The organism is Nocardia sp. Root136 (assembly GCF_001427185.1).
Classification (GTDB): Bacteria; Actinomycetota; Actinomycetes; order Mycobacteriales; family Mycobacteriaceae; genus Nocardia; species Nocardia salmonicida.
Map to the genome: position 1 here is coordinate 73,799 of NZ_LMFE01000009.1, position 21,019 is coordinate 94,817.

The window sequence follows — 21,019 nt, forward strand, 5'->3', positions numbered from 1 at the left end:
AGCGCTTGCTTAGTCAGCATGGTGCAACAGCCCGCCCACGGCCGTCAATACGCGGATCCTTGTAATCCACGTCACACCACCTGGTCCGAGGCAGGCGGTTCCGGGGCGAGATAATGACCCGGCGATGACCGACATGACAGAAGCCCGCTCCGATGCGACCCGCGCGCGTCTACTCGACGCGGCCATCGCCGCGTTCGCCGAGAAGGGCTTCAACGGCACCACCACGCGGGATATCGCCGCGGCAGCGGGCCTGAGCCCCGCCGCGGTGTACGTGCATCACAAATCGAAGGAAGAGCTGCTCTATCTGATCTCGCGGACCGGGCACGAGGAAACACTCGACCTCGTTCTGAAGGGGGTCGAGTCGTCCGGCGAGCCGGCCACCGCGCTGCGAAATGTGGTGCACGCCTTCGCTGTTCACCATGCCAGAGGGCACACCGGCGCCAGGATCGTGAACTACGAGCTGTCGGCGCTCACCCCCGAGCACTACGCCGAGATCCTCGACATCCGCCACCGGATCGACCGGGAGATTCGCGGACTCGTCGAGCGCGGCGTCGCGGCGGGCGTCTTCGACACCCCGAGCCCGCGGATGGCGGCGGTCGCCCTGCTCTCGCTGGGCATCGATATCGCCCGCTGGTACCGCGACGAGGGTGAATGGAGCCCCGAAGACATCGCCGCCGCCTATGCCGACATGGCGCTACGCATCGTCGGGGCGCACTGACCCGGCAACCCCGGTGAGCTGTCGCGAATCAGCGATCCAGCGGATTCAGCGTGATGGCGACCCGCATTCCCGAGCGCCAGAGCGTCGCGGCCGTCGAGCGCGGCCGGATGCGGGCCTCGTCGCGCATGGTCGCGGTGAACTCGGCGGCGAATCCAGCCCTGTCGTGGCGGGCATCGATGGCGGCGAGTTGACGCGAATCCAGTTGGTAGGCACGTAGACCCGTGACGTCCAGATGGGCGGCGTCGTGCAGCAACGCCGCTTCCGCACCACGATCACGCGGTGTCGCCGGGTCCATGTGGCGTGCGATGGCGGTATGGACGCACTCACCCAGCTCGGGCGTGGCGCCACGGTCGAGGACGAACGTGCGAGCGCGCCGTGCGCCGAGCAGCGCGAAACACCCCACCGTGGGGTCGGCCGGCTCCCCCACCGCGACATCGTGCAGCACACAGGCGACATAGAGCGCCTCGGGGTCGGGCCGTAGGTCGTCCACCTGCGCCAAGGCCATCCCGAATTCCCAGCATCGCAAGCTGTGAGCGAGCAGCGCGGGCGTGAGTACCTGGGTGGCCTCGTCCAGGGCGGACCGGCACAGTCGCGAATCCGGCGGTACCGGCGCCGCCCACCCCGCGCCGTCCCCCTCCCGACGCAGCCCTCGGATCAGATGGGGCAAGGACGTGGCCTGTATACCCAATGCCGAACCCGCGGTGCGGATCTGCTGCATAAAACTCAATTCGCCGTCACGCATCGTGGTCATCTCCTACGTGGGAAAGCAGATCGGCTCGGGCGATGGCGAGCATGGCCGCCAGGGTTGATTCGTCGACGATCCTGCGCTGGAACAGCGAGTACGCCCCGTTCACCGTGGCCCACGAAACCATCACCAGCGCATGGGGTTCGACATCACAGCCCGCCAGTCGCACTGCGGCGGCGAAGGATTCGATCAAGTCGCCGAGCACGGCGTCGATGCGCACTTTCGCTTCGGTCGCCAGTTCGGATTCGCTGACGTCGATGTCGGTCAGCGCGAGAATGCGCAACGCGAGCGGGTTCTCTCGATGGAAGGCGACGTAGCGGTCGCACACGGCGGCGACCTCGCCGCGCGGGGTCGAATCAGCGCCGATCGGGGCGGACATCGCTGCCACGTGCAGGGTCGCTATCCGCCAGGCCAGCGCGGCGTACACGTCGGCCTTGCCCTCGCGAAAATTGGCGTAGATCGAGCTCACCGCCACGTCGGCCTCGGCGGCGAGCATGTCGATGGTGGTGCCGCGGTAGCCCTCTCGCAGGAACAAGACCTGCGCGGCATCGAGCACCGCAGTGTGGGTCCGACGTTTGCGTCGGTCGACAGGGGGTTCCAACGTCATACGAAATAACGTAGTCTCATTCCGATATCATAGTCAACTTCCGATAGGAATCTCGATGACCCTCTCCCCGCAGATCCCCCGCACCGGCAGCGAAGCCATGGCGCTGTTCCTGCCCCAATCTCCCTTCGTCCGGCACATGGGCATCGAACTCGTCGAGATCGAGGAGGGCTCGGCCCGTCTCCGGATGCCCTTCCGCGAGGAACTCGTCACGGTCGGCGACATGGTCCACGGCGGCGCCCTCGCGGGCTGTATCGATATCGGCATCATGGCCGCGGCCTGGGCCGGAGCCCGGCTCCCCGAGCAATTGCGCGGGGTGACCGTCTCGATGTCCATCGATTTCATCCAGCCGGCCAATGCCGAAAGCATCGACATCATCGGCACTCGCCTGCGCGCCGGGCGCCACCTCAGCACCTGTCGGGTCGACATCGTCGCCACCGACGGCGGTCGCCTCATCGCCGCGGGCGCGGGCACATACAAGGTGGGCTGAAACCACCGGCCGGCGGGCCTAATCTCGACAGCATGGAGTTCCGCAAGACAGCGTTTCTCGTCGCGCCCGCCTTCGCTCTCGCTCTACTGTGCGCGTGCTCTCCGGGCGAGAGTTCCGACCAGTCGAGCACCCCGTCCCACTCCTCCGCGCACGATTCCCCCGTCACCGATGAGCTCGACGCGCCGTGGTCGATCGCCTTCCACGGCGCCGCCGCACTGGTGAGCGAGCGAGACAGCGGTCGCATCCTCGAAATCGGCACCGGCGGAACACAACACGAGGTGGGCACCGTCGACGATGTCGAGCCCTCGGGCGAAGGCGGCCTCCTCGGCATCGCCGTGCGCGGGGCGCAGTTGTTCGCCTACTACACCGCCGCCGACGACAACCGCATCGAACGATTCGACCTCACCGGAGAACCGGGCAACCTCACGCTCGGCGGCGGCAGAACAATCCTCACCGGACTGCCCGCCGCGGCCAACCACAACGGCGGCCGGATCGCCTTCGGTCCCGACGGGATGCTGTATGCCACCGTCGGCGACGCGGGCAACCGGCCCGCGGCCCAGGATCGCGCGGCCCTCGCCGGAAAGATCCTGCGCATGACACCGGACGGGCAGGCACCCGTCGACAACCCCGTCCCGGGCTCACTCGTCTACAGCTACGGCCACCGGAACCCGCAGGGCATCACCTGGGCGGCGGACGGCAGGATGTTCGCGAGTGAATTCGGCCAGAACACCTGGGACGAACTCAATCTCATCGAACCCGGCGGCAATTACGGCTGGCCCGAGGTCGAAGGCATCGCAGGCCGAGCCGGTTTCATCGACCCACTGCAACAGTGGAAACCGTCCGAGGCCAGCCCGAGCGGGATGACGAATGTCGGTGGGTCCCTCTACATCGCGAATCTGCGCGGCGAGCGACTACGTCGAATCCCCCTCGACAACCTCACCCAGTCGACCGAGTCTCTGGTCGGCGAGTACGGGCGTCTCCGTGACATCGCCGTCGCCCCGGACGGATCGCTGTGGGTACTGACGAACAACACCGATGGTCGCGGCGAGCCCACCGCCGGCGACGACCGCATCGTCCGCCTCGAGCCGGACGAGCCGACCGCGTTCACCGCTCCGGATGCAACACCAACACGGTGATCTCACTGGGTGCGAACACCCGCATCGGCGGACCCCAATAGCCGGTGCCGCGACTGGTATAGAGCTGGGTACCGTTCGCGTGCCTGCTCAGTCCCGCGACTACCGGCTGGTCGAGCCGGACCAGGTAGTGGAACGGCCAGATCTGACCGCCGTGCGTGTGCCCGGAGATCTGTAGTTCCACCCCGGCCGCGGAGCTGTCGGCGACCTGTTTGGGCTGGTGGGCCAGCAGGACGACCGGCAGGTCGGGGTCGGTGCCCGCGAGCGCGGCGGACAGGTCGGGACCGTGGCCGGGCACATCGGCGGTGGGGTCGTCGATTCCGGCGACAACCAGCCGGCCACCGTCGCGCTCGACGGTGCGGTGCGCGTTGTGCAGCGGCTGCCAGCCGATCGAGGCCATGTAGTCGATCCAGCTCTGGGCATCGTCGAGGTACTCGTGATTGCCGGTGATGTAGAACCGGCCGAGCTGTGCTTCGACGCGCGCGAGCGGGGCGACCTGATCGGCTCGCTTCGCCACCGAACCGTCGACGAGATCCCCGGCGAGACCCACGATGTCGGGCCGCTGCGCGTTGACCACGTCGACAACGTCTCGTGACCACTGCTCCCGGTCGATCGCGGCGAAGTGGGTGTCGGTGAGCACCACGACGCGCAGCCCGTCGAGGCCCTCGGCCAGGCCCGGGATCGCGACATCGACGGTACGAACCTGCGGCACCCGCCGCGCCTCGTACACCCCGTACCCGGTGAGCACCGCCGAGACCACCACCACAGCGAGCGCCACGCCCCGACTCGCGCGCAGCCGATCGACCCTGGCGGCGCGCAGCGCGCCCCGGACGATCGATCCGATCAGCGACCAGACGAACACCACCCACAAGACCCCGAGCAGAACGTCACCGACGATCGCCGCCGGATCGAACTGCGGCGGCCCGTGCCCGAGGAACAGCGCGACGAGCAAACACAGATACCCGCCCACACAGGCCGCGGTGCCGACCCGGAACAGAGTCCCGCTACGCCCCGTCGGCGCGGCAACCAGGGTCCACCACGGAACCGCGAACATCAAAGCCGGAACCAGCAGGACCACTATCACCAGCACCACCGAGGTCACGAGATCCCGTTCTCAACAAGGCCGCCCCCCGGTCGGGCCGCATCACATCAGATCATCTCAGGTCACTTTCGGCCCGGACGCGACCCATGCCCACTCAAACAAGAGCACTGCTCTTGCTTTGTTGACGCGACTGTGTGACCATCGATCTCGAGAAAGAGCACCGCTCTCGAAATCGGGCGGTGCGCCCCCAAAGGAGTGCCATGTCCCTTCCCTCGCTCGCATCGCGTCCCGACAACCGCGCCCGCTGGGGCGCCTTCGCCTTCGCACTCGCGGGCATCCTGTTCCTGATCTATGAGGCTGCCGCCCCGCGCGTTTCCGACCAGACCACGCTCGACAGCGCCGAGTCGTGGACAAGCCTTGGCTGGTCCCTCGCACATATCGCCGCGATCGCCGGGCTCATCCTCATCCCGCTCGGATACAGCGCATTGCACGGTCGGCTCCGGGGCACTCCCCACGAGGGCACCGCTGCCGCGGCCGCGACGATCGGCTACATCGGATCGGCCCTGACGATCTCCTACTACGGCGCGGAGGTCTACGGCCTCAAAGCAATCGGACAGCGCGCCGTTGCCGACGGGGACGCCACGCTGACCGAGGTCGGCAACGCCTTCCGGTACGACCCGACCGCGATGAGCGTCTTCGCGATCGGTCTCATGCTGATCACGGTCGCGGCGATACTGGCCGCGGTGGCGGTGTGGCGTTCGGGCACTCTGCACCGCTGGAGCGCCGTCCCGCTCGCGGTACTACTGGCGACGATGCTGCCGCAGTACTTCCTGCCCCACACCGGCCGAATCGCCTGGGGCGCAATGGTGGCGGTCGCGGCCATATGGCTCACCGCCGAGATGGTGCGGGACCACACCCCCACCGAGCGGGTCGAAACTACCCACCGGCCACGATCCGCAGCATGATGGTGGGATGGCCGAGATGATGAATGCATGCGCGCACTGCTGATACTGATCGTCGTGCTGATGATCGCACTGGTCGTCGGCGATCGAGTCGGGGTCGTCATGGCGCAGAACGAGATCGGACGCCAGATCGCCGCCGAGTACGACCTCGCGCACCAGCCCGAGGTCGAAATCGGCGGCTTTCCGTTCCTGACCCAGGCCGTGAACGGCACCTATCACGACATCGATATCCGGATCGGCGACTGGAGTGGGTACGACATCTCCGTCCACAACCTCGATGTCGCACTGGCCGACGTCTCCGCACCGCTGACCGACGTGCTCAACAACCGCACCTCGAACCTTGTCGCGGCCACGGCGACCGCGACCGCCGTGGTCCCCTACGATGTCGTGCTGGGTTTCGCGCCGTCGCAAGTGGATTCGATCTCCGACAGCCCGGACGGACTGCGCGTGACCGGGAGGTTCTCGGTGGCGGGCATCTCGGTACCGGCAACGGTGTTCGTCACCGTCGCACCGACCGAAGCGGGCATCGAGGTCACCCCGGTCTCGGTCCAGTCCGCGGCAGGCGGACCGACGATCTCCCTTGCCCTGATTCGCCAGTCACTGACCTTCGTCGTGCCGCTCCAAGAATTGCCACTCGGCGCGCGCCTGACCGCAATAAAACCGGGCGCGGACGGCCTTCACGTCACCGCCGTCGCTCACGACGTTCGGCTCGACAGCCTGCCGTGAGGATCTCGCAGTGCCGGGTCAGTGCCGATCGGTATCGGTGAAGGTGATCCGGACGGAGATCGGCGCACTCTGCAGCGCTCGGAAGGTGGCGGCGGTCAAGCCGGCGAACGCGGGATGCGACGCGAAGGTGCGCGCCCGAGCGTCGACATCGTCGTCGGGCACCAACTGCGCGGTACCGGTGCGCCAGGTGCCCCCTTGCCGAATGCGCACCTGCGGGTCGGCGGTGATGTTGGCGGTCCACCCCGAGCGGGTGCCGTGCTGGGAGATCACCCACGCGCCGGACTCGTCGAAGGCCGCCGCGATCGGGACCAGACGCAGTGCGCCGCTCTTTCGTCCGATCGTTTCCAATTCGGTGGCGAGCGCGGTGTCTATTCCCAGGCGGCGCAGCGCGCGCACGGTGGGGTTGGCGACGTAGCGACCCACGCCGCGCTCGAAGAGAAACTTGCGCCGGGCGCGCTGATCGATCTGCTCGGTCATCGTTGTCGGCCTCTCTGTTGCAGGTGAGGTGAACTTCAAGGTGAACTTCAGAGTTCGAGAAGTTTGACGAGGTTGGTACCCGCGTCATCGAGCGGCTGCAGGGATTTCGTGCTTCGGCATTGGATGATCGCGCCTTCGACCGTGCTGATGATGACGCTGCCGACCGAGGCGGCCGCAGCGGAGTCCATCCCCGCCGATCTCAGGAACTCGGCCAGCCGACCGGTCCAGTCGCCGAACACAGTGGCCGACGCCGCTTGCACGGTCGGCGAGTCGCTGCCGCTCTGCGCGGCGGCCACGATCGGGCATCCGGCGGTGAACGACGAAGTCTGGAGTATCTGCTTCCAGGCTTCCACGAGTCCGACGACCACCTCCGCCGGGGACGACGACGCGGCGATCAGCGCCTCGATCATCGCGGTGATCTGCTGCCCGGCGTGCAGGGTCGCCTGCTCCATGAGCTCGCTCTTGCCGCCGGGGAAGTGCAGATATATCGAGCCTCGGGCGGTCTTGCTGTGGGCGAGCAGGTCGGTCAGTCCGGTCGCCGCGACTCCGTGTTCGCGCATCATGAGAATCGCGCTGCGGATGAGGCGTTCTCGTGGTCCCGCTACCGGGTTCATCGGCACCCCTTTCGCCATAGACCGATCAGTTCATCATACGGTATCGTCACCGATGATAGAACGATCGGTCTATCAGGAGAGGGCACCATGACCACCACAACGCACCACCCCGAAACGCCGGATTTCGCCACCATGAGCGGCCTCGACCTGCTCCGCGCCGCGGCCGCGATGCCCGATCGAGTAGGAATCGGCTCGCTGCTCGGAATGACGATCGAGGAACTCGAGTTCGGCCGGGTGTCGTTCAGCCTCGTCACCCGACCCGATTTCGCGAACCCACTCGGCACCACCCACGGCGGAATCTGCGCGACCTTGCTGGACTCGGTGATGGGCTGCGCGATTCATTCCGCGCTGGACGCGGGGGTCGGGTACGGCACGTTGGAGCTGAAGGTCAACTACATCCGGTCCGTGCCGATCCACGGCCGCCGCCTCATCGCCACCGGCTCGACGCTGCACGTCGGCCGCACCACGGCGACAGCGGAAGGCAAGGTGCACGACGAAGCGGGCAAACTCGTCGCCCACGCCACCACCACCTGCATCATCCATCGCTGACGGGGGAAGTCGATGCCGGTCGAGGAGGCTCACGTGACGAACGACAGCGGGGAATGGCAGGCCAGTGCGTGCATTCTGTGTGAGAACAACTGCGGAATAACCGTCAAGGTCGAAGGACGGCGGTTCGCGAAAATCCGCGGCGACAAGGCCCATCCCGGGTCCGCCGGGTACACCTGCAACAAGGCGTTGCGGCTGGACCATTATCAGAACGGCGGCACCCGGATCACCTCACCGCTGCGGCGCGAGAACGACGGCACCTACACCGAGATCAGCTGGGATGTCGCGATCACCGAGATCGCCGACCGACTGCGCGCGGTGCGCGACACCCACGGTGGGGAATCGATCTTCTTCTACGGTGGCGGCGGACAGGGCAACCACCTGGGCGGCGCGTACAGCGGCGCGTTGCTGCGTGCCGTCGGCGGACGTTATCGCTCCAACGCGCTCGCTCAGGAAAAACTCGGCGAGGCCTGGGTCGACGCCCATCTGACCGGCGGACATACCCACGGCGACTTCGAACACGCGCAGGTCAGCGTGTTCATCGGTAAGAATCCGTGGCAGTCGCACGGCGTTTCGCGCGCCCGCACCGTGCTCCAGAACATCGCCAAGGACCCCGCACGCACCATGATCGTGCTCGACCCGGTGCGCACCGAGACCGCCGATATGGCCGACATCCACCTGCAGATCAGACCGGGCACCGACGCGTGGTGCCTGGCCGCGATTCTCGGTGTGATTGTTCAGCAGGATCTGGTCGACCACGAGTTCCTCGCCGCACACACGACCGAGGCCGAGCCGGTGCTCGCCGCCCTGCGCACCATCGATGTCGACGCGTATGCCCACCTGAGCGGCGTCGATCCCGCATCGGTCCGCAAGGCCGCGCAGTTGATCGGGACCGCGGAGAGTGTGTCGACCTACGAGGATCTGGGTGTGCAACAGAGTCCGAACAGCACACTGGTGTCATACCTGAACAAGCTGACCTGGTTGCTCACCGGGAACTTCGCCACCCGCGGCGCCATGCAGATGCACTCGTGGGTGGTCCCGCTGATCAACTACTCGGTGAAGATGAAGACCACGCCGGTGACCGGAGTGCCGATGCCCGGCGGTCTCGTGCCCGCCAATGTCATCGCCGAGGAGATTCTCACCGATCATCCGCAGCGGTTCCGCGCGATGATCGTCGAATCCTCTAACCCCGCGCATTCGCTGGCGGATTCGCAGCGCTTCCGTGAGGCATTCGAGTCCCTCGAACTCAGCGTCGTGATCGATGTCGCGATGACCGAGACCGCTCGTCGCGCCCACTATGTCCTTCCGGCGGCGAGTCAGTTCGAGAAGTGGGAAGCGACCTTCTTCAACCTCGAATTCCCGATCAACACCTTCCAGCTCCGTGCCCCGCTGCTCGAGCCGCTGCCAGGTACGTTGGCCGAGCCGGAAATCTATGCCCGCCTGATCCGCGAGCTCGGTGCCGCCCGCCCGCTGGCGTTGTCGGTGCTGAAAGGCGCGTTGCGCTTCGGCCGCAAGGTCTATGGTCTGACGTTTCTCGCGCTGCTCGCACTCGACAAGAAGGCCGCGGGCATGGCCCCCTTCCTGCTGTACGAAACGCTCGGCCCGACCCTGCCCGGCGGCGCACGGTCAGCGGCAGTGCTGTGGGCTCTGGCCCAGCGCGTCGCGCATCTGCATCGGAAATCCATGCGCCGCGTCGGCCATGCGAACGCCGAGGCACTGTTCACCGCGATGCTCACCGAACGATCCGGCGTCGCGGTGACCGCCGACGAACTCGACGGCGGCTGCTGGACCTACGTGCCCGCACGCAATCTGCCGATCAACCTGACCATTACGCCCCTGCTCGAATCCCTGCGAGGTCTCGACCGCAGGGAATGGGCGCACACCAGCGACGAATACCCCTTCGTGCTGTCGGCGGGCGAGCGCCGCGCGTTCACCGCGAACACGATCTTCCGTGACGACAGTTGGCGCCGCCGCGATACCACCGGCGCACTGCGTATCAGCCCTGCCGATGCCGAGCGCCTCGGACTGGCCGACGGCGGTCGAGCACTGATCACCACCAACCGCGGCTCCGCGACCGCGACGGTCGAACTCAACGACCGAATGCAGAACGGCCATATCTCCCTCCCCAACGGTCTCGGGCTCGACCTCCCCGGAACTGACCAGCGCACCGGTGTGGCGCCCAACGACCTCACCGATCTGCGACGGCGCGACGAGTACTCCGCCACCCCCTGGCACAAACACGTACCCGCCCGGGTCGAACCCCTCCCGACAGCCTGACCCGGGCACTTTTCACTGATTACGTTGTGGCGCTTCGGTATCGGAGTGGCGCAGCGGGGCGCCGACGTGGTGCAGGTGCGTCAGTGCCTCGCGGTAGGAGGAGACGAGTCCGGTTTCGTGGTACGGCACACCGATCTCGGCGCAGTAGTCGCGGACGATCACCTGGGCGTGACGCAGGTTCGGCGTCGGCATACTCGGGAACAGGTGGTGTTCGATCTGATAGTTGAGTCCGCCCAGGGCGAGATCGGTCACCGCGCCACCGCGCACATTGCGGGACGTCAGGACCTGGCGACGGAGGTAGTCGGGGCGGTCGTCGCCGGTCGAGGTCGGCATACCTTTGTGGTTCGGGGCGAAGATGCAGCCCATGTACAGGCCGAAAAGACCCTGGTGGACAGCGAGGAACACGAGAGCTTTGTCGGCGGGCAGAACCGCGAACAGTGCGGTCAGGTAGAGGGCGAAGTGGCCGAACAGCAGCGCGCCCTCCCATCCGCGGTGTTTGACCGACTGATTGCGCAGCGCGCGAACGCCGGCCACATGGAGGTTCAGGCCCTCGAGCAGCAACAGGGGAAAGAACAGGAACGCCTGGGCCCGTCCGATGAGCCGGGGCAGACCGCGGCTGGACCGGGCCTGCCGCTGTGACCAGACCAGAATGTCGGGCGCGACATCGGGGTCGAGTTCCTCGTGGTTCGGATTGGCGTGATGACGGGTGTGTTTGTCCTGCCACCAGCCGTAGCCGAGACCGATGCCCGCGTTGCCGACGAGTCTTCCCACGAGCTCGGTCGGCTGTCGTAGCCGGAAGACTTGACGGTGCGCGACGTCATGCATCACGAGTGCGACTTGCGCGAACGTCACGGCCATGAACGCCGCGACCAGCAGCGTCCACCACGAATCGCCGACGAGAACGAACGCCGCCCACCCGCCGACGAACGCGATCCCGACGAGGCTGAGCCGCACGGCGTAGTAGAAAGGACGTCTGCCCATCAGCCCCGCCTCGGAGATTCGGCGCAACAGGCGGGCGTAGTCACCGTCGGCGCCGCGCCGCGGTGACCGTGGAGATGATTCGGGGACCAGAGCAGGTGTTGTCATAGATCCCGAAGCTATCGCTCAGATTCTCGTCGGCCGTAATCCCTTGGTATGAGACAGAATCGGACTGCGGGGTGATATCGCGGGGCAACCCCACAGCACCGGCAGTCGAGTCCGTGCTCGAAACCGAGGGTTCAAACCAGACGTCCCTGGGTAAAAAGATGTCGATACCGTTCGCGAATCGGGCGAACGGGACGTCTTAGCAGGCGTTTCACAGTGTGGAGACCAGGTTGCTGAATTTGATCGAGCTCATACGCAGACCGGCGCAGTCGACGATCCCGACCGAGCCCCCCACCGCGGCCGGGTCGCTGCGGGCAGGCGATGTCGTACTCACCGCCAAGCGCAGCTACCGGGTGGTCAGCACGAGCTTCGCCGACGACGCGCGTCGCGCGGGCCGTGTGGTCGCCGACACGGTCGACCTGGTCACCGGCCGTCTGCGCGTGCTCGATTTCCCCAGCGCCGACACGATGGTCACCGTCAAAGCGGCGTAGTCCGTCAGACCGGCCGGTGCCGGACGTCGGTGGGGGGAGGAAAGCGGCGGGTAGTCGATTGCTTCCCGTCGGCGGGAACCACCACTTCTTCTTCCTCGACCACACGGCGCTGATCGACGCCACGCGTGCGTTCGGCGAAGGCGATATCCCGCGCACTGCGCACCGACAGGCGTCCCAGTGAGCTCGCGGCGAAGAACAGGATCAGCGCGCCGAGTCCGTAGAAGTACGTCAGCTCCAGCAGCGCACGCTTCAGATCCGAGGTGGCGACCGGCTCGCCGATGGCCCCGAGTCGCAGCACCGCAGCCAGGAACGGCCCGATCACGAACCACACGCCCGCCGCCACCGCCAGCCAGCCACCGAAGCTGGCGACCAGCCTGTTCCGGCTCAGCAGCATGAGCAGCCCACCGACGATCGCGACGGCGCCCGGCAGGACCTCGAGCCAGCCACGAGCCGACGTCCAGACCCACGCCTCGTCGGGGGTGTAGGCGAAATCGAAATAGGGGCCGACAAACGGAATGAGTGCGCCCCAGATGCCGAGAAGCAGCACCACCAGCCCGCCCAGCGCGCCCCGGCTACGCGGAATATGAAACCGTCCGCCGTTCCCGGTCGAGACTTTCTCGTCGACATTCATCATGACGCCTCCATCATCGGAGAACAGAACTATGTAGCGCTTACCCCGCTCTGTCCCGATTACGCACTGACGCCGAAAACGGAATCAACTTCGGCCGATCTCGATGTCGCCGAGAAATCTCGAGATCTGTTCGATGACGGGCCGTGGCTGCTCCTGTTGGACCCAATGACCGGCATCGGGTATCAACACGGAGTCGGCGAATCGAGCGCAGACGACGTCCGCCATCGTGCGCAGCGCACCGGGCGATTGCCACACACCCCAATCAGACCGTCCGGCGATGAATTGCGTGGGCACTTCTATTCGCGAGTCGCGCTGTGCTGCGGGGTTGGGCAGCGTCAGGGCCGCGTACCAATTGAGTGCGCCCTGAAATCCGGTTCGACCGAATTCCCGTGCGTAGAAATTCAGTTCTTCCTCGGTCAGCCATTCACACGTGGCCCGCTGCTGCGAGGAAGGGAAGTGCGGCGCTACGGTTTCCGGCATGCTGAGGCCTGCGTCCATGACGTAGTAGCGCGGCAGAAGTGCCAAGTCCGGTGCGGTAGATCCCGGCAGTTCCCCGGCGTCCGCGTTTCCCGGCCAGTCCGCGCTCTTCATGTGGAAATACGCGCGCAAGAAGTCGGCGATCCCTTGCGGGGCGTCGGCGATATCGGACGCACTCGTCGTTCCCGCGAAGTAGTGCTGGTAATGCCTGCGCGGTGGTGACAGCGCCCGCAGCGCGGTGTCGAGTTCGGCCGAGGACTTGGGGACGCCCGCGCCGGCGAACGGCGCGCTCATCAACGTCAACGATTGGATGACACGTTGGTCGCCGAGCGTGGCCGAGCCCGCGACGACCGAGCCGAAGTCGTGCCCGACCAGATGAGCCCGGTCGTAGCCGAGCGCGCGGATGAGCTCGAGGGCGTCCCCGGCCAGGTTGTCGGTTCGGAAGGATGCGAGGTCGGTGGCATCGCTGCCGGTGGTCCGGCCGTAGCCGCGTTGGTCAGGAGCCACCACGTGGAATCCGGCGTCGGCCAGCGGCGCCAAGACCTTGCGCCAGGAGTACGCCAGTTCGGGAAATCCGTGCAGCAGCAACACCAGCGGACGACCGGAACCGACGTGACCGGACTCGAGGATATGAACGCGCAACCCGTTGACATCGTCGAGGAAGCGGGATCTGACTCCGTCCGCCAGCCCCGGAAAGTCGACGTCCTGGCCCATAGCGCCCTCCTCCAGCTGTGAATGTGGTTGCGCCGCATTCATGGTGTAGCTCACCACACCATCGACTCGGTGGGCAGCTCGATCGAATTTCCGCGTCGCGACGACAACCATGGAGTCATGACCGAGAAACCAGCCGAGTCGACCCTCGTGATCGACCTCGCCGACGAGCCGACCGTCGCGCTCGACGCACCACAGGATGAACCGCGACGCCGCACCGGACCGTTGACCGCCGTACTGCGCGCGCCGATCGAAGCCAGGACCTGGAAGGAACTCGCCTACCTGGTCCTGTCGTTCGTGCTCGGCTGTGTGGCCGTGTGCTACCTGTTCTTCGGGTTCGGCGGCGGACTGTACGCGTCGATCCTGCTCATCGGCATTCCGTTGCTGGCGACCGTGCTGCTCGGCGGGCGGGTATGGGGCAGGATCTATCGGTTCCTCGGCGGCGCACTGCTCGGGACCCGGGTCGACTCGCCACCGGATTTCACCAGGGCGAGCGGCCTGTTCGGCTTCCTGAAGAGCGCGTTCACCGATCGGCCCAGCTGGCGGGTCGCGTTGTTCCTGATCGCGCAATCGGTGCTCGGTGTCGCGGTCGGCTACGTCGTGCTCGTGGTGATCGCGATGGTCGGGTTCACGGCGCTCTCGCCCATCCCGTGGGTGCTGCTGGATCCGGTCCAGGTGGACGACAACGGCGTCGAGCACCACAGTCTGGCGCAATTCGGCACGTTCTACATCGACACCTGGCCGCGCGCGCTCGCCCTGTCCGGGATCGGCGTCCTGCTGTGTTTCGCACTGCCGTGGCTGGTCCGTAGCGTCTGCTGGTTGCATCGGATGCTGATCGTCGGCCTGTTGGCGGCGACACCGCGCGACCGGCAACTGGCGGAACTGCGGGCCAGCAGACGGGCCGCGGTGGACGATGCGACCGCCACGCTGCGCCGGGTCGAACGCGACCTGCACGACGGCACGCAGGCTCGGCTGGTCACCATCGCCATGGCGCTGGGCAGGGCCGAAGAACGCCTGGCCGCGGGCGGCGACGCGCGCGACCTCGTCGCCGAGGCGCGCGCCAACTCCAAGGAGGCGTTGACCGAACTGCGCGAACTGGTCCGTGGCATCCATCCCCCCGCGCTCGAGCTCGGCCTCGGCCCGGCGCTGGAGACGCTCACCGCCCGCTGCGCGGTGCCGGTCGACCTGCGGGTGCAGATCCCCCACCGGCCGAGCCCGGCCATCGAGGCGATCGCCTACTTCTCCGTCGCCGAACTCCTCACCAACGTCGTCAAGCACGCGCACGCGAGCCAGGCCACCGTGTCGGTGTTGCCCGAGGGCGGGCGCCGCCTCGCGGTCACCGTGCGCGACAACGGAATCGGTGGTGCGCCCCACCCCGGCACGCCGACCGTGACCGGTAGCGGGTTGGCCGGGCTCGCCGCGCGTGCGCTGTCCGTCGACGGCACGCTCACCGTCGACAGTCCGGTCGGCGGGCCTACCGTGGTGACCATGATCCTGCCGAACGAGGGCCCGCAGTGACCGCGGGCAGTGCATCGCACGGACCCCTGCGGGTGGTGATCGCCGAGGACAGCGCCATCCTGCGCGACGGGCTGGCCGGGCTGCTCACCGAACGCGGACACGAGGTGGTGGCGATGGTCGGCGACGCGACGTCGCTGAGCGAGATCGTCGAGACCCACCGGCCCGACGTCGCGGTGGTGGATGTGCGGATGCCGCCCACCTTCACCGACGAGGGCCTGCTGGCCGCCATCGAACTGCGCAGGAAACATCCGGGCACCGGCGTGCTCGTGTTCTCACAGTGGATCGAAACCCGGTACGCGACAGAACTTCTCGCCGCCGGAGCCAGCGGCGTCGGCTATCTCCTCAAGGACCGCGTCGCCGACGTGGGTGATTTCGTCGACGCACTGCATCGGGTCGCCACCGGCGGCACCGCCCTCGACCCCGAGGTGGTGAGTCAGCTGATGGGCGCGTCCCGGCAACAGGATTCGCTGGCCCGGCTCACCCCGCGCGAGCGCGAGGTGCTCGAGCTGATGGCCCAGGGACTCACCAACAACGCCATCGCCGCCTCGCTCACCGTCACCGAGCGGGCCGTCGAGAAGCACATCGGCAATATCTTCACCAAACTCGATCTGCCGCCGTCGGATACCCGCCACCGCAGGGTGCTGGCGGTTCTGCGGCTCAAAGGGTGAACCGCGCAACCCCACGCACGTCGGCCGTTACTCGCCCGCGGTCGGTGCCGTCGCGGCGACGCGGCCCACGATGCCCTTGGCGATGGAGCCGGTGATCCGCTCGGTCACCGCGCTCGTCGAGCGCAACAGCAGTTGCAGGGCGGGCTTGCCCTCCACGGCGAAGGTCCACGTCAGCCTGGTTCCGGTGGCGGTCGACGTCAGCTCGATGTCCTCGGCGAAGCGACGCAGTCCCGGGATCGAGGCGAAGTCGACGGTGAAAGTCATGCGCCGCTGGTCGTCCCAGCGGTAGAACCGTTCGGTGAGCGCGGCGATGCGCCCGAGTGTGACAATGCGGCCGGAGCCGACGCCGAACGGTCGCGGCGTGGTCCACCGCATGCCGGTGACCAGCCCGGACCACGACACCAGCGCGTCGTCGGCGACCAGGGCCGCCCAGACCTCCGACGGCGGCGCGGGAATATCGAGGACGTGGACGTAGCGGTTCGACGCGCTCGCGAGGAATTCGTCGTCGGATTCGGTCAATGCGAATGCCTGAGCCATAGCTATCGGTGTTCTTCCTGTTGTCGATCGACTGTCGATAGTCCGTTCCAGCACAGGGCGGACGCGGTGTCGACCGCGTCCTTTTTCGAGATGGGCCGCCCCGCTTCCAGCCAGTGGCTGGCCGCGAGGCGGCTGAGACCGACCAGTCCCCAGGCGTGGATGTCGGCCCTGGTCGCATCCACACCCACCGCCCGCAGTTCGGCGCTCACCAGGACGGCACAGTCACGCATCGCGTTGCGCACCCGCCATTCGACGCACGGTTCGCTGGGCACCGGCGATTCGAACACCAGCACATACCCGCCGAGGTCGTATTCGACGAAGTCGAAGTAGGCCTGCACCGCCCCGCGTACCCGGCGGCGCGGCTCGGTGTCCGCCGCGACGGCCACCCGGACACCGTCGACCATCCGGTCCAGATTGAGTTGCAGCACAACGAGATACAGATCCAGCTTGCTCGCGAAATGATCGTAGAGCACCGGCTTGCTGATCCCGGACCGCGCGCTGATCTCGTCCATCTTGGCGCCGTGATATCCGTGGGCGACGAACACCTCCTGCGCCGCGTCCAACATCGTCTGCCGCCGGTGGGCCCGTGCCGCGGGCCCCCGAAGCCCTGCCGCCGACGTGGCCGCTCCCCCGGCACCCGAGGTCACCGGGTGCCGGGTGTCGCCGCGCATCGTCGTCATCGCAGACCGATCACTAGCGATGGGTGAAGTTCGGTGGCCGTTTGTCGACGAAGGCGTTCATGCCTTCGGTCTGGTCCTCGATCGCGAACAGCGAATGGAAGACGCGGCGCTCGAACCGGATTCCCTCCGCGAGGGTGGTCTCGAAGGACCGGTTCACCGCCTCCTTGGCGATCATCGCGACCGGCAGCGACTTGGCCGCAATGGTCTCGGCCACCTCCGCCGCGACATCGAGCAGGTCGTCAGCGGGCACGATGCGCGAGACGAGTCCGGCGCGTTCGGCCTCCTCGGCGCCGATCGTGCGACCGGTCAGCACCATGTCCATCGCCTTGGCCTTGCCCACCGCGCGGGTGAGCCGTTGCGAGCCGCCGATGCCGGGGATCACGCCCAGCTTGATCTCGGGCTGGCCGAATTGCGCGGTGTCGGCGGCGATCAGGATGTCGCAGAGCATGGCCAGCTCACAGCCACCGCCCAGCGCGTACCCCGCGACCGCGGCGACGGTCGGCTTGCGGAACTGCGCGAGCCGGTCCCAGCGAGCGAAGTAGTCGTCCATGAACATGTCCATGTACGACTTGGGCGCCATCTCCTTGATGTCGGCGCCCGCCGCGAAAGCCTTGGCGGAGCCGGTGATCACGACCGCGCCGACCTCGTCGTCACGACCCAACGCGTCGAGCGCGGCGACGATGTCGTCGAGCACCGCGCTGTTGAGCGCGTTGAGCGCCTTCGGTCGATTCAGCGTGATCCAGCCGACGCGGTTCTTGGTCTCGACCAGGATGGTCTCGTAGTCGGTCATTCGGAAACCTCGCCGGAGCGGTCGCGAATGTCGGTGACGATGGCGGAGAAGTCCCGCCCGGCGTCGGTCTGGTTGAACCGCGCGTAGATCGCGGCGGCGAGTTCGCCGAGCTGACCGTCGATCCCGTTGGCCTGCAACGCGTTCGCGGCCAGGGTGAGGTCTTTCGACATCAGCGCGGTGGCGAAGCCGGGCTGGTAGTCGTTGTTGGCCGGGCTGGCGGGCACCGGGCCGGGCACGGGGCAGTAGCTGGTCAGCGCCCAGCTCTGGCCCGACGCGGTGGACACCACGTCGAAGAACGACTGGTGGCTCAGGCCGAGCCGCTCACCGAGCACCAGCGCCTCCGACAGCCCGATCATGGAGATCCCGAGCAGCATGTTGTTGCAGATCTTGGCGGCCTGACCCACACCGGCGCCACCGCAGTGCACCACCTTGCCGCCCATCACCGCGAGCACGTCACCCGCATCGGCGAAGTCGGCTGCCGCGCCGCCCACCATGAAGGTGAGGGTGCCCGCGGTGGCACCGGCGACGCCACCGGAGACCGGCGCGTCCAGCGGGCGGTGACCGGCCGTGACGGCCAGTGCCGCAACCGCTTTCGCGTCGGCCACATCGATGGTCGAACAGTCGATGAACAGCGTGCCCGCCGTGGCGGCGGGCAGCAGCTCGGCGTAGACGTCGAGCACGAGTTTGCCGTTGGGCAGCATGGTGATCACCACGTCACGGTCGACGGCGGCCTCGGCGGCGGTGGCCACCACGGTCGCGCCGTCGGTGCGCGCCTGCTCCTGTGCGGCGGGCACCGGGTCGAAGGCGAGCACGTCGTACCCCGCGCGCACCAGGTTCGCCGCCATCGGGCCGCCCATGTGTCCGAGCCCGAGGAAACCGATCTTCTTCGTCATCGCTGTGCCTTCGCTGTCGTCGATTCCAGTTCCGCCGCACCGAGATCAGTGAAGTAGGCCGCCACCTGATCATCGGTCACCTCGGCGAGGGTTGCCGGCCGCCACTGGGGATTGCGGTCCTTGTCGATCACCTGGGCCCGGATGCCCTCGACCAGGTCGTTGGAGCTGAGCGCGGCGACCGAGACCCGGTATTCCTGGTCGAGCACCGCCTCGAGGCTCGTCAGTTCACGTGCCGCCCGCAGCGAACGAAGCGTGACCTTCAGCGCCACCGGCGATTTGGCCAGCAGGTCCTCGGCGGCCTTGGCGGCATCGGGTGATTCGTGGGCGCGCAACCCGGCCACGATCTCCTCCACGGTGTCCGCGCGGTAGCAGGCGTCGATCCAGCTCTGCTGAGCGAGCAACTCCGAGGCAGGCGCGGCCGCGGTGAACGGTGCGATCGCCTCGTCGGCGCCTGCCGTGCGCAGGGCGTCGAGCAGGGCGTCGAGGTTGCCGGAAGGCACGTAGTAGTCGGCGAAACCGGCCGCGATCGCGTCGCCCGCGTTCATCCGCGCGGTGGTCAGCGCCACATGGGTGCCGATCTCGCCCGGCGCCCGCGAGAGCAGGTAGGTGCCGCCGACGTCGGGGACGAAACCGATGCCGACCTCGGGCATCCCGATCTTGGACCGTTCGGTGACGATGCGATGGCTGCCGTGCCCGGCCAGGCCGACGCCGCCGCCCATCACGATGCCGTCCATGATCACCACGTACGGCTTGGGATAGCTGCCGATCAGCGCGTTGAGCAGGTACTCGTCGCGCCAGAACTGTCCGGTCGGCGAATCGGCGCCCGCCGTACCGCCTTTCGCGTCGGCGTGGATGGCGACGATGTCGCCGCCCGCGCAGAGTCCGCGCTCGCCCGCGCCGGTGACCACGACGGTGCGCACCGCGTCGTCGTCGGCCCAGGACCGCAGCGCGTCGGTGATGGCCAGGGTCATCGCGTGATTGAGCGCGTTGATGGCCTTGGGCCGGTTCAGGGTGATCAGGCCGAGGCCCTCACGCACAGCGATCAGCACTTCGGGTTCGTCGGTCATGCTGCTCCGATCAGCGAGCGGGCGACGACCACCCGCATGATTTCGTTGGTGCCCTCGAGGATCTGGTGCACGCGCAGGTCGCGCACGATCTTCTCGAGGCCGTATTCGTGCAGGTAGCCGTAGCCGCCGTGCAATTGCAGCGCCTTGTTGGCCACCTCGAAACCGGTGTCGGTGGCGAATCGCTTCGCCATCGCGCACAGGGTGACCTTGTCGGGCGCGTCCGCGTCGAGCGCGGCCGCGGCCCGCCACAGCAGCGTCCGCGCCGCCTCCAGTTCGGTGGCCATATCGGCGAGCTCGAACTGCAGTGCCTCGTTGCGCACCAGGGGTTTACCGAAGGCGTGGCGTTCAGTGAGGTAGCGGACGGTCTTGTCGAGCGCGGCCTGCGCACCGCCGAGCGAGCACGCGGCGATATTGAGTCGGCCGCCGTTGAGGCCGTTCATCGCGATCGAGAAGCCCTCGCCTTCCTCGCCGAGGCGATTGGCGACCGGCACCCTGGCGCCGTCGAGCAGGACCTGGCGGGTCGGCTGGGCGTTCCAGCCCATCTTCCGTTCGTTCGGTCCCACTGTCAGACCCGGTGTATCAGCCGGGACGATCAGCGCCGAGATGCCGCGCGGGCCTTCCCCACCGGTGCGCACCATCATCACGTACACGTCGTTGGAGCCCGCGCCGGAGATGAATTGCTTGGCGCCGGTGAGGATGTAGTCCTCACCGTCGCGAATGGCCTTGGTGCCCAAGGCCGCCGCGTCCGAGCCGATGCCCGGCTCGGTGAGGGCATAGCTGCCGAGCAACTCCAACGACGCCATCCCCGGCACCCACCGGTGACGCTGCTGCTCGGTGCCGTAGGCATCGATCATCCAGGTCGCCATATTGTGGATCGAGATGTACGCCGACACCGAGGGGCACCCGGTGGAGAGCTGTTCGAAGATCCGCACCGCGTCGAGCCTGCGCAGTTCGGAGCCGCCCACATCGGCGCGTACCGAGATGCCGCCGAGTCCGAGCGGGCCTGCCTTGCGCAGCACATCGACCGGAAAGTGTTTGCGCTCATCCCAATCCAGCGCGTCGGGCGCCAAGAACTCGTCGGCGAATTGGCGCGCGGTGTCACCGATCGCGCGCTCGTCCGCATCGAGAGTGAACATCGC

23 protein-coding genes and 1 pseudogene are annotated in these 21,019 nt (G+C 67.3%); 10 read left to right on the forward strand and 14 right to left on the reverse strand.

Translation table 11 applies throughout. From position 1 onward, the window contains the following. The first annotated feature begins 124 nt into the window (after nucleotides 1-124). Nucleotides 125-718, forward strand: coding sequence for a TetR family transcriptional regulator (locus tag ASD42_RS23660; RefSeq protein WP_056820677.1), 594 nt, complete (start codon nucleotides 125-127; stop codon nucleotides 716-718). A gap of 28 nt (nucleotides 719-746) precedes the next feature. Here the strand turns inward: ASD42_RS23660 and ASD42_RS23665 are convergent, their stop codons facing one another. Both ASD42_RS23665 and ASD42_RS23670 read right to left on the reverse strand, forming a co-directional pair. After that, a complete protein-coding gene (locus ASD42_RS23665) occupies nucleotides 747-1,469 on the reverse strand; it encodes a hypothetical protein (protein ID WP_056820678.1) in 723 nt (240 codons plus the stop codon). Then, nucleotides 1,453-2,070, reverse strand: coding sequence for a TetR/AcrR family transcriptional regulator (locus ASD42_RS23670; RefSeq protein WP_056820680.1), 618 nt, complete (start codon nucleotides 2,068-2,070; stop codon nucleotides 1,453-1,455). The genes ASD42_RS23665 and ASD42_RS23670 overlap by 17 nt, the downstream gene beginning before the upstream one ends. Nucleotides 2,071-2,125: 55 nt before the next feature. Between ASD42_RS23670 and ASD42_RS23675 the strand changes: the two genes are divergently transcribed. Together ASD42_RS23675 and ASD42_RS23680 are read left to right on the forward strand one after the other, a co-directional pair. After that, nucleotides 2,126-2,557 (forward strand): PaaI family thioesterase, encoded by a 432-nt coding sequence (locus ASD42_RS23675; protein ID WP_056820682.1) that lies wholly within the window; start codon nucleotides 2,126-2,128, stop codon nucleotides 2,555-2,557. A 32-nt stretch (nucleotides 2,558-2,589) separates the two neighbouring features. Next, nucleotides 2,590-3,693 carry a PQQ-dependent sugar dehydrogenase gene (locus tag ASD42_RS23680; protein WP_056820684.1) on the forward strand — a complete coding sequence of 368 codons (1,104 nt, stop codon included), beginning with the start codon at nucleotides 2,590-2,592 and terminating at the stop codon, nucleotides 3,691-3,693. On the opposite strand, the gene ASD42_RS23685 is transcribed toward ASD42_RS23680, so the two are convergent. Further along, nucleotides 3,662-4,792, reverse strand: a complete 1,131-nt coding sequence (locus ASD42_RS23685) for a metallophosphoesterase (RefSeq protein WP_327153430.1) — start codon at nucleotides 4,790-4,792, stop codon at nucleotides 3,662-3,664. The genes ASD42_RS23680 and ASD42_RS23685 overlap by 32 nt on opposite strands. Nucleotides 4,793-4,992: 200 nt before the next feature. On the opposite strand from ASD42_RS23685, the gene ASD42_RS23690 reads away from it, so the two are divergent. Together ASD42_RS23690 and ASD42_RS23695 are read left to right on the forward strand one after the other, a co-directional pair. Then, nucleotides 4,993-5,697 carry a hypothetical protein gene (locus tag ASD42_RS23690; RefSeq protein ID WP_056820686.1) on the forward strand — a complete coding sequence of 235 codons (705 nt, stop codon included), beginning with the start codon at nucleotides 4,993-4,995 and terminating at the stop codon, nucleotides 5,695-5,697. 27 nt (nucleotides 5,698-5,724) lie between these two features. Then, the gene (locus tag ASD42_RS23695; protein WP_056820688.1) at nucleotides 5,725-6,420 is read left to right on the forward strand and encodes an LmeA family phospholipid-binding protein; all 696 of its coding nucleotides are present in this window, start codon (nucleotides 5,725-5,727) and stop codon (nucleotides 6,418-6,420) included. Nucleotides 6,421-6,438: 18 nt separating this feature from the next. Here the strand turns inward: ASD42_RS23695 and ASD42_RS23700 are convergent. Next, nucleotides 6,439-6,882 (reverse strand): annotated as a pseudogene (locus tag ASD42_RS23700) (nitroreductase family deazaflavin-dependent oxidoreductase); the annotation flags it as partial. A 62-nt stretch (nucleotides 6,883-6,944) separates the two neighbouring features. Then, nucleotides 6,945-7,511 (reverse strand): TetR/AcrR family transcriptional regulator, encoded by a 567-nt coding sequence (locus tag ASD42_RS23705; protein WP_056820949.1) that lies wholly within the window; start codon nucleotides 7,509-7,511, stop codon nucleotides 6,945-6,947. Nucleotides 7,512-7,598: 87 nt separating this feature from the next. Between ASD42_RS23705 and ASD42_RS23710 the strand changes: the two genes are divergently transcribed. Together ASD42_RS23710 and ASD42_RS23715 are read left to right on the forward strand one after the other, a co-directional pair. After that, nucleotides 7,599-8,060 (forward strand): PaaI family thioesterase, encoded by a 462-nt coding sequence (locus ASD42_RS23710; protein ID WP_082844275.1) that lies wholly within the window; start codon nucleotides 7,599-7,601, stop codon nucleotides 8,058-8,060. A gap of 33 nt (nucleotides 8,061-8,093) precedes the next feature. After that, on the forward strand, nucleotides 8,094-10,334 hold the full coding sequence (locus tag ASD42_RS23715) for a molybdopterin-dependent oxidoreductase (protein WP_235569801.1): 2,241 nt from the start codon (nucleotides 8,094-8,096) through the stop codon (nucleotides 10,332-10,334). Between the two features lie 12 nt (nucleotides 10,335-10,346). On the opposite strand, the gene ASD42_RS23720 is transcribed toward ASD42_RS23715, so the two are convergent. Further along, on the reverse strand, nucleotides 10,347-11,420 hold the full coding sequence (locus ASD42_RS23720) for a fatty acid desaturase family protein (protein WP_056820694.1): 1,074 nt from the start codon (nucleotides 11,418-11,420) through the stop codon (nucleotides 10,347-10,349). Between the two features lie 236 nt (nucleotides 11,421-11,656). On the opposite strand from ASD42_RS23720, the gene ASD42_RS23725 reads away from it, so the two are divergent. Further along, nucleotides 11,657-11,908 (forward strand): hypothetical protein, encoded by a 252-nt coding sequence (locus ASD42_RS23725; RefSeq protein WP_131816541.1) that lies wholly within the window; start codon nucleotides 11,657-11,659, stop codon nucleotides 11,906-11,908. Between the two features lie 4 nt (nucleotides 11,909-11,912). On the opposite strand, the gene ASD42_RS23730 is transcribed toward ASD42_RS23725, so the two are convergent. Both ASD42_RS23730 and ASD42_RS23735 read right to left on the reverse strand, forming a co-directional pair. Continuing rightward, nucleotides 11,913-12,542, reverse strand: coding sequence for a hypothetical protein (locus ASD42_RS23730; RefSeq protein WP_056820698.1), 630 nt, complete (start codon nucleotides 12,540-12,542; stop codon nucleotides 11,913-11,915). An 81-nt stretch (nucleotides 12,543-12,623) separates the two neighbouring features. Beyond that, nucleotides 12,624-13,730, reverse strand: a complete 1,107-nt coding sequence (locus tag ASD42_RS23735; protein ID WP_056820951.1) for an alpha/beta hydrolase — start codon at nucleotides 13,728-13,730, stop codon at nucleotides 12,624-12,626. A 117-nt stretch (nucleotides 13,731-13,847) separates the two neighbouring features. On the opposite strand from ASD42_RS23735, the gene ASD42_RS23740 reads away from it, so the two are divergent. Together ASD42_RS23740 and ASD42_RS23745 are read left to right on the forward strand one after the other, a co-directional pair. Beyond that, entirely contained in the window at nucleotides 13,848-15,245 is a 1,398-nt protein-coding gene (locus tag ASD42_RS23740) for a sensor histidine kinase (RefSeq protein WP_056820952.1), read from the forward strand. A gap of 26 nt (nucleotides 15,246-15,271) precedes the next feature. Continuing rightward, nucleotides 15,272-15,913, forward strand: coding sequence for a response regulator transcription factor (locus ASD42_RS23745; protein WP_056820953.1), 642 nt, complete (start codon nucleotides 15,272-15,274; stop codon nucleotides 15,911-15,913). Between the two features lie 27 nt (nucleotides 15,914-15,940). On the opposite strand, the gene ASD42_RS23750 is transcribed toward ASD42_RS23745, so the two are convergent. From ASD42_RS23750 to ASD42_RS23775, 6 genes are read right to left on the reverse strand one after another with little or no spacing between them, the layout of a single operon-like run. Then, the gene (locus ASD42_RS23750; RefSeq protein ID WP_056820700.1) at nucleotides 15,941-16,450 is read right to left on the reverse strand and encodes an SRPBCC family protein; all 510 of its coding nucleotides are present in this window, start codon (nucleotides 16,448-16,450) and stop codon (nucleotides 15,941-15,943) included. A 2-nt stretch (nucleotides 16,451-16,452) separates the two neighbouring features. After that, nucleotides 16,453-17,130 carry a TetR/AcrR family transcriptional regulator gene (locus ASD42_RS23755; RefSeq protein WP_056820702.1) on the reverse strand — a complete coding sequence of 226 codons (678 nt, stop codon included), beginning with the start codon at nucleotides 17,128-17,130 and terminating at the stop codon, nucleotides 16,453-16,455. 13 nt (nucleotides 17,131-17,143) lie between these two features. Further along, nucleotides 17,144-17,920 (reverse strand): enoyl-CoA hydratase, encoded by a 777-nt coding sequence (locus tag ASD42_RS23760; protein WP_056820703.1) that lies wholly within the window; start codon nucleotides 17,918-17,920, stop codon nucleotides 17,144-17,146. Beyond that, a complete protein-coding gene (gene mmsB, locus ASD42_RS23765; protein ID WP_056820704.1) occupies nucleotides 17,917-18,813 on the reverse strand; it encodes a 3-hydroxyisobutyrate dehydrogenase in 897 nt (298 codons plus the stop codon). Before mmsB ends, ASD42_RS23760 begins: the two co-directional genes overlap by 4 nt. Further along, nucleotides 18,810-19,880, reverse strand: coding sequence for an enoyl-CoA hydratase/isomerase family protein (locus ASD42_RS23770; protein ID WP_056820705.1), 1,071 nt, complete (start codon nucleotides 19,878-19,880; stop codon nucleotides 18,810-18,812). The genes mmsB and ASD42_RS23770 overlap by 4 nt, the downstream gene beginning before the upstream one ends. After that, nucleotides 19,877-21,016 (reverse strand): acyl-CoA dehydrogenase family protein, encoded by a 1,140-nt coding sequence (locus ASD42_RS23775; RefSeq protein WP_056820706.1) that lies wholly within the window; start codon nucleotides 21,014-21,016, stop codon nucleotides 19,877-19,879. Before ASD42_RS23775 ends, ASD42_RS23770 begins: the two co-directional genes overlap by 4 nt. Between the last annotated feature and the right edge of the window lie 3 nt (nucleotides 21,017-21,019).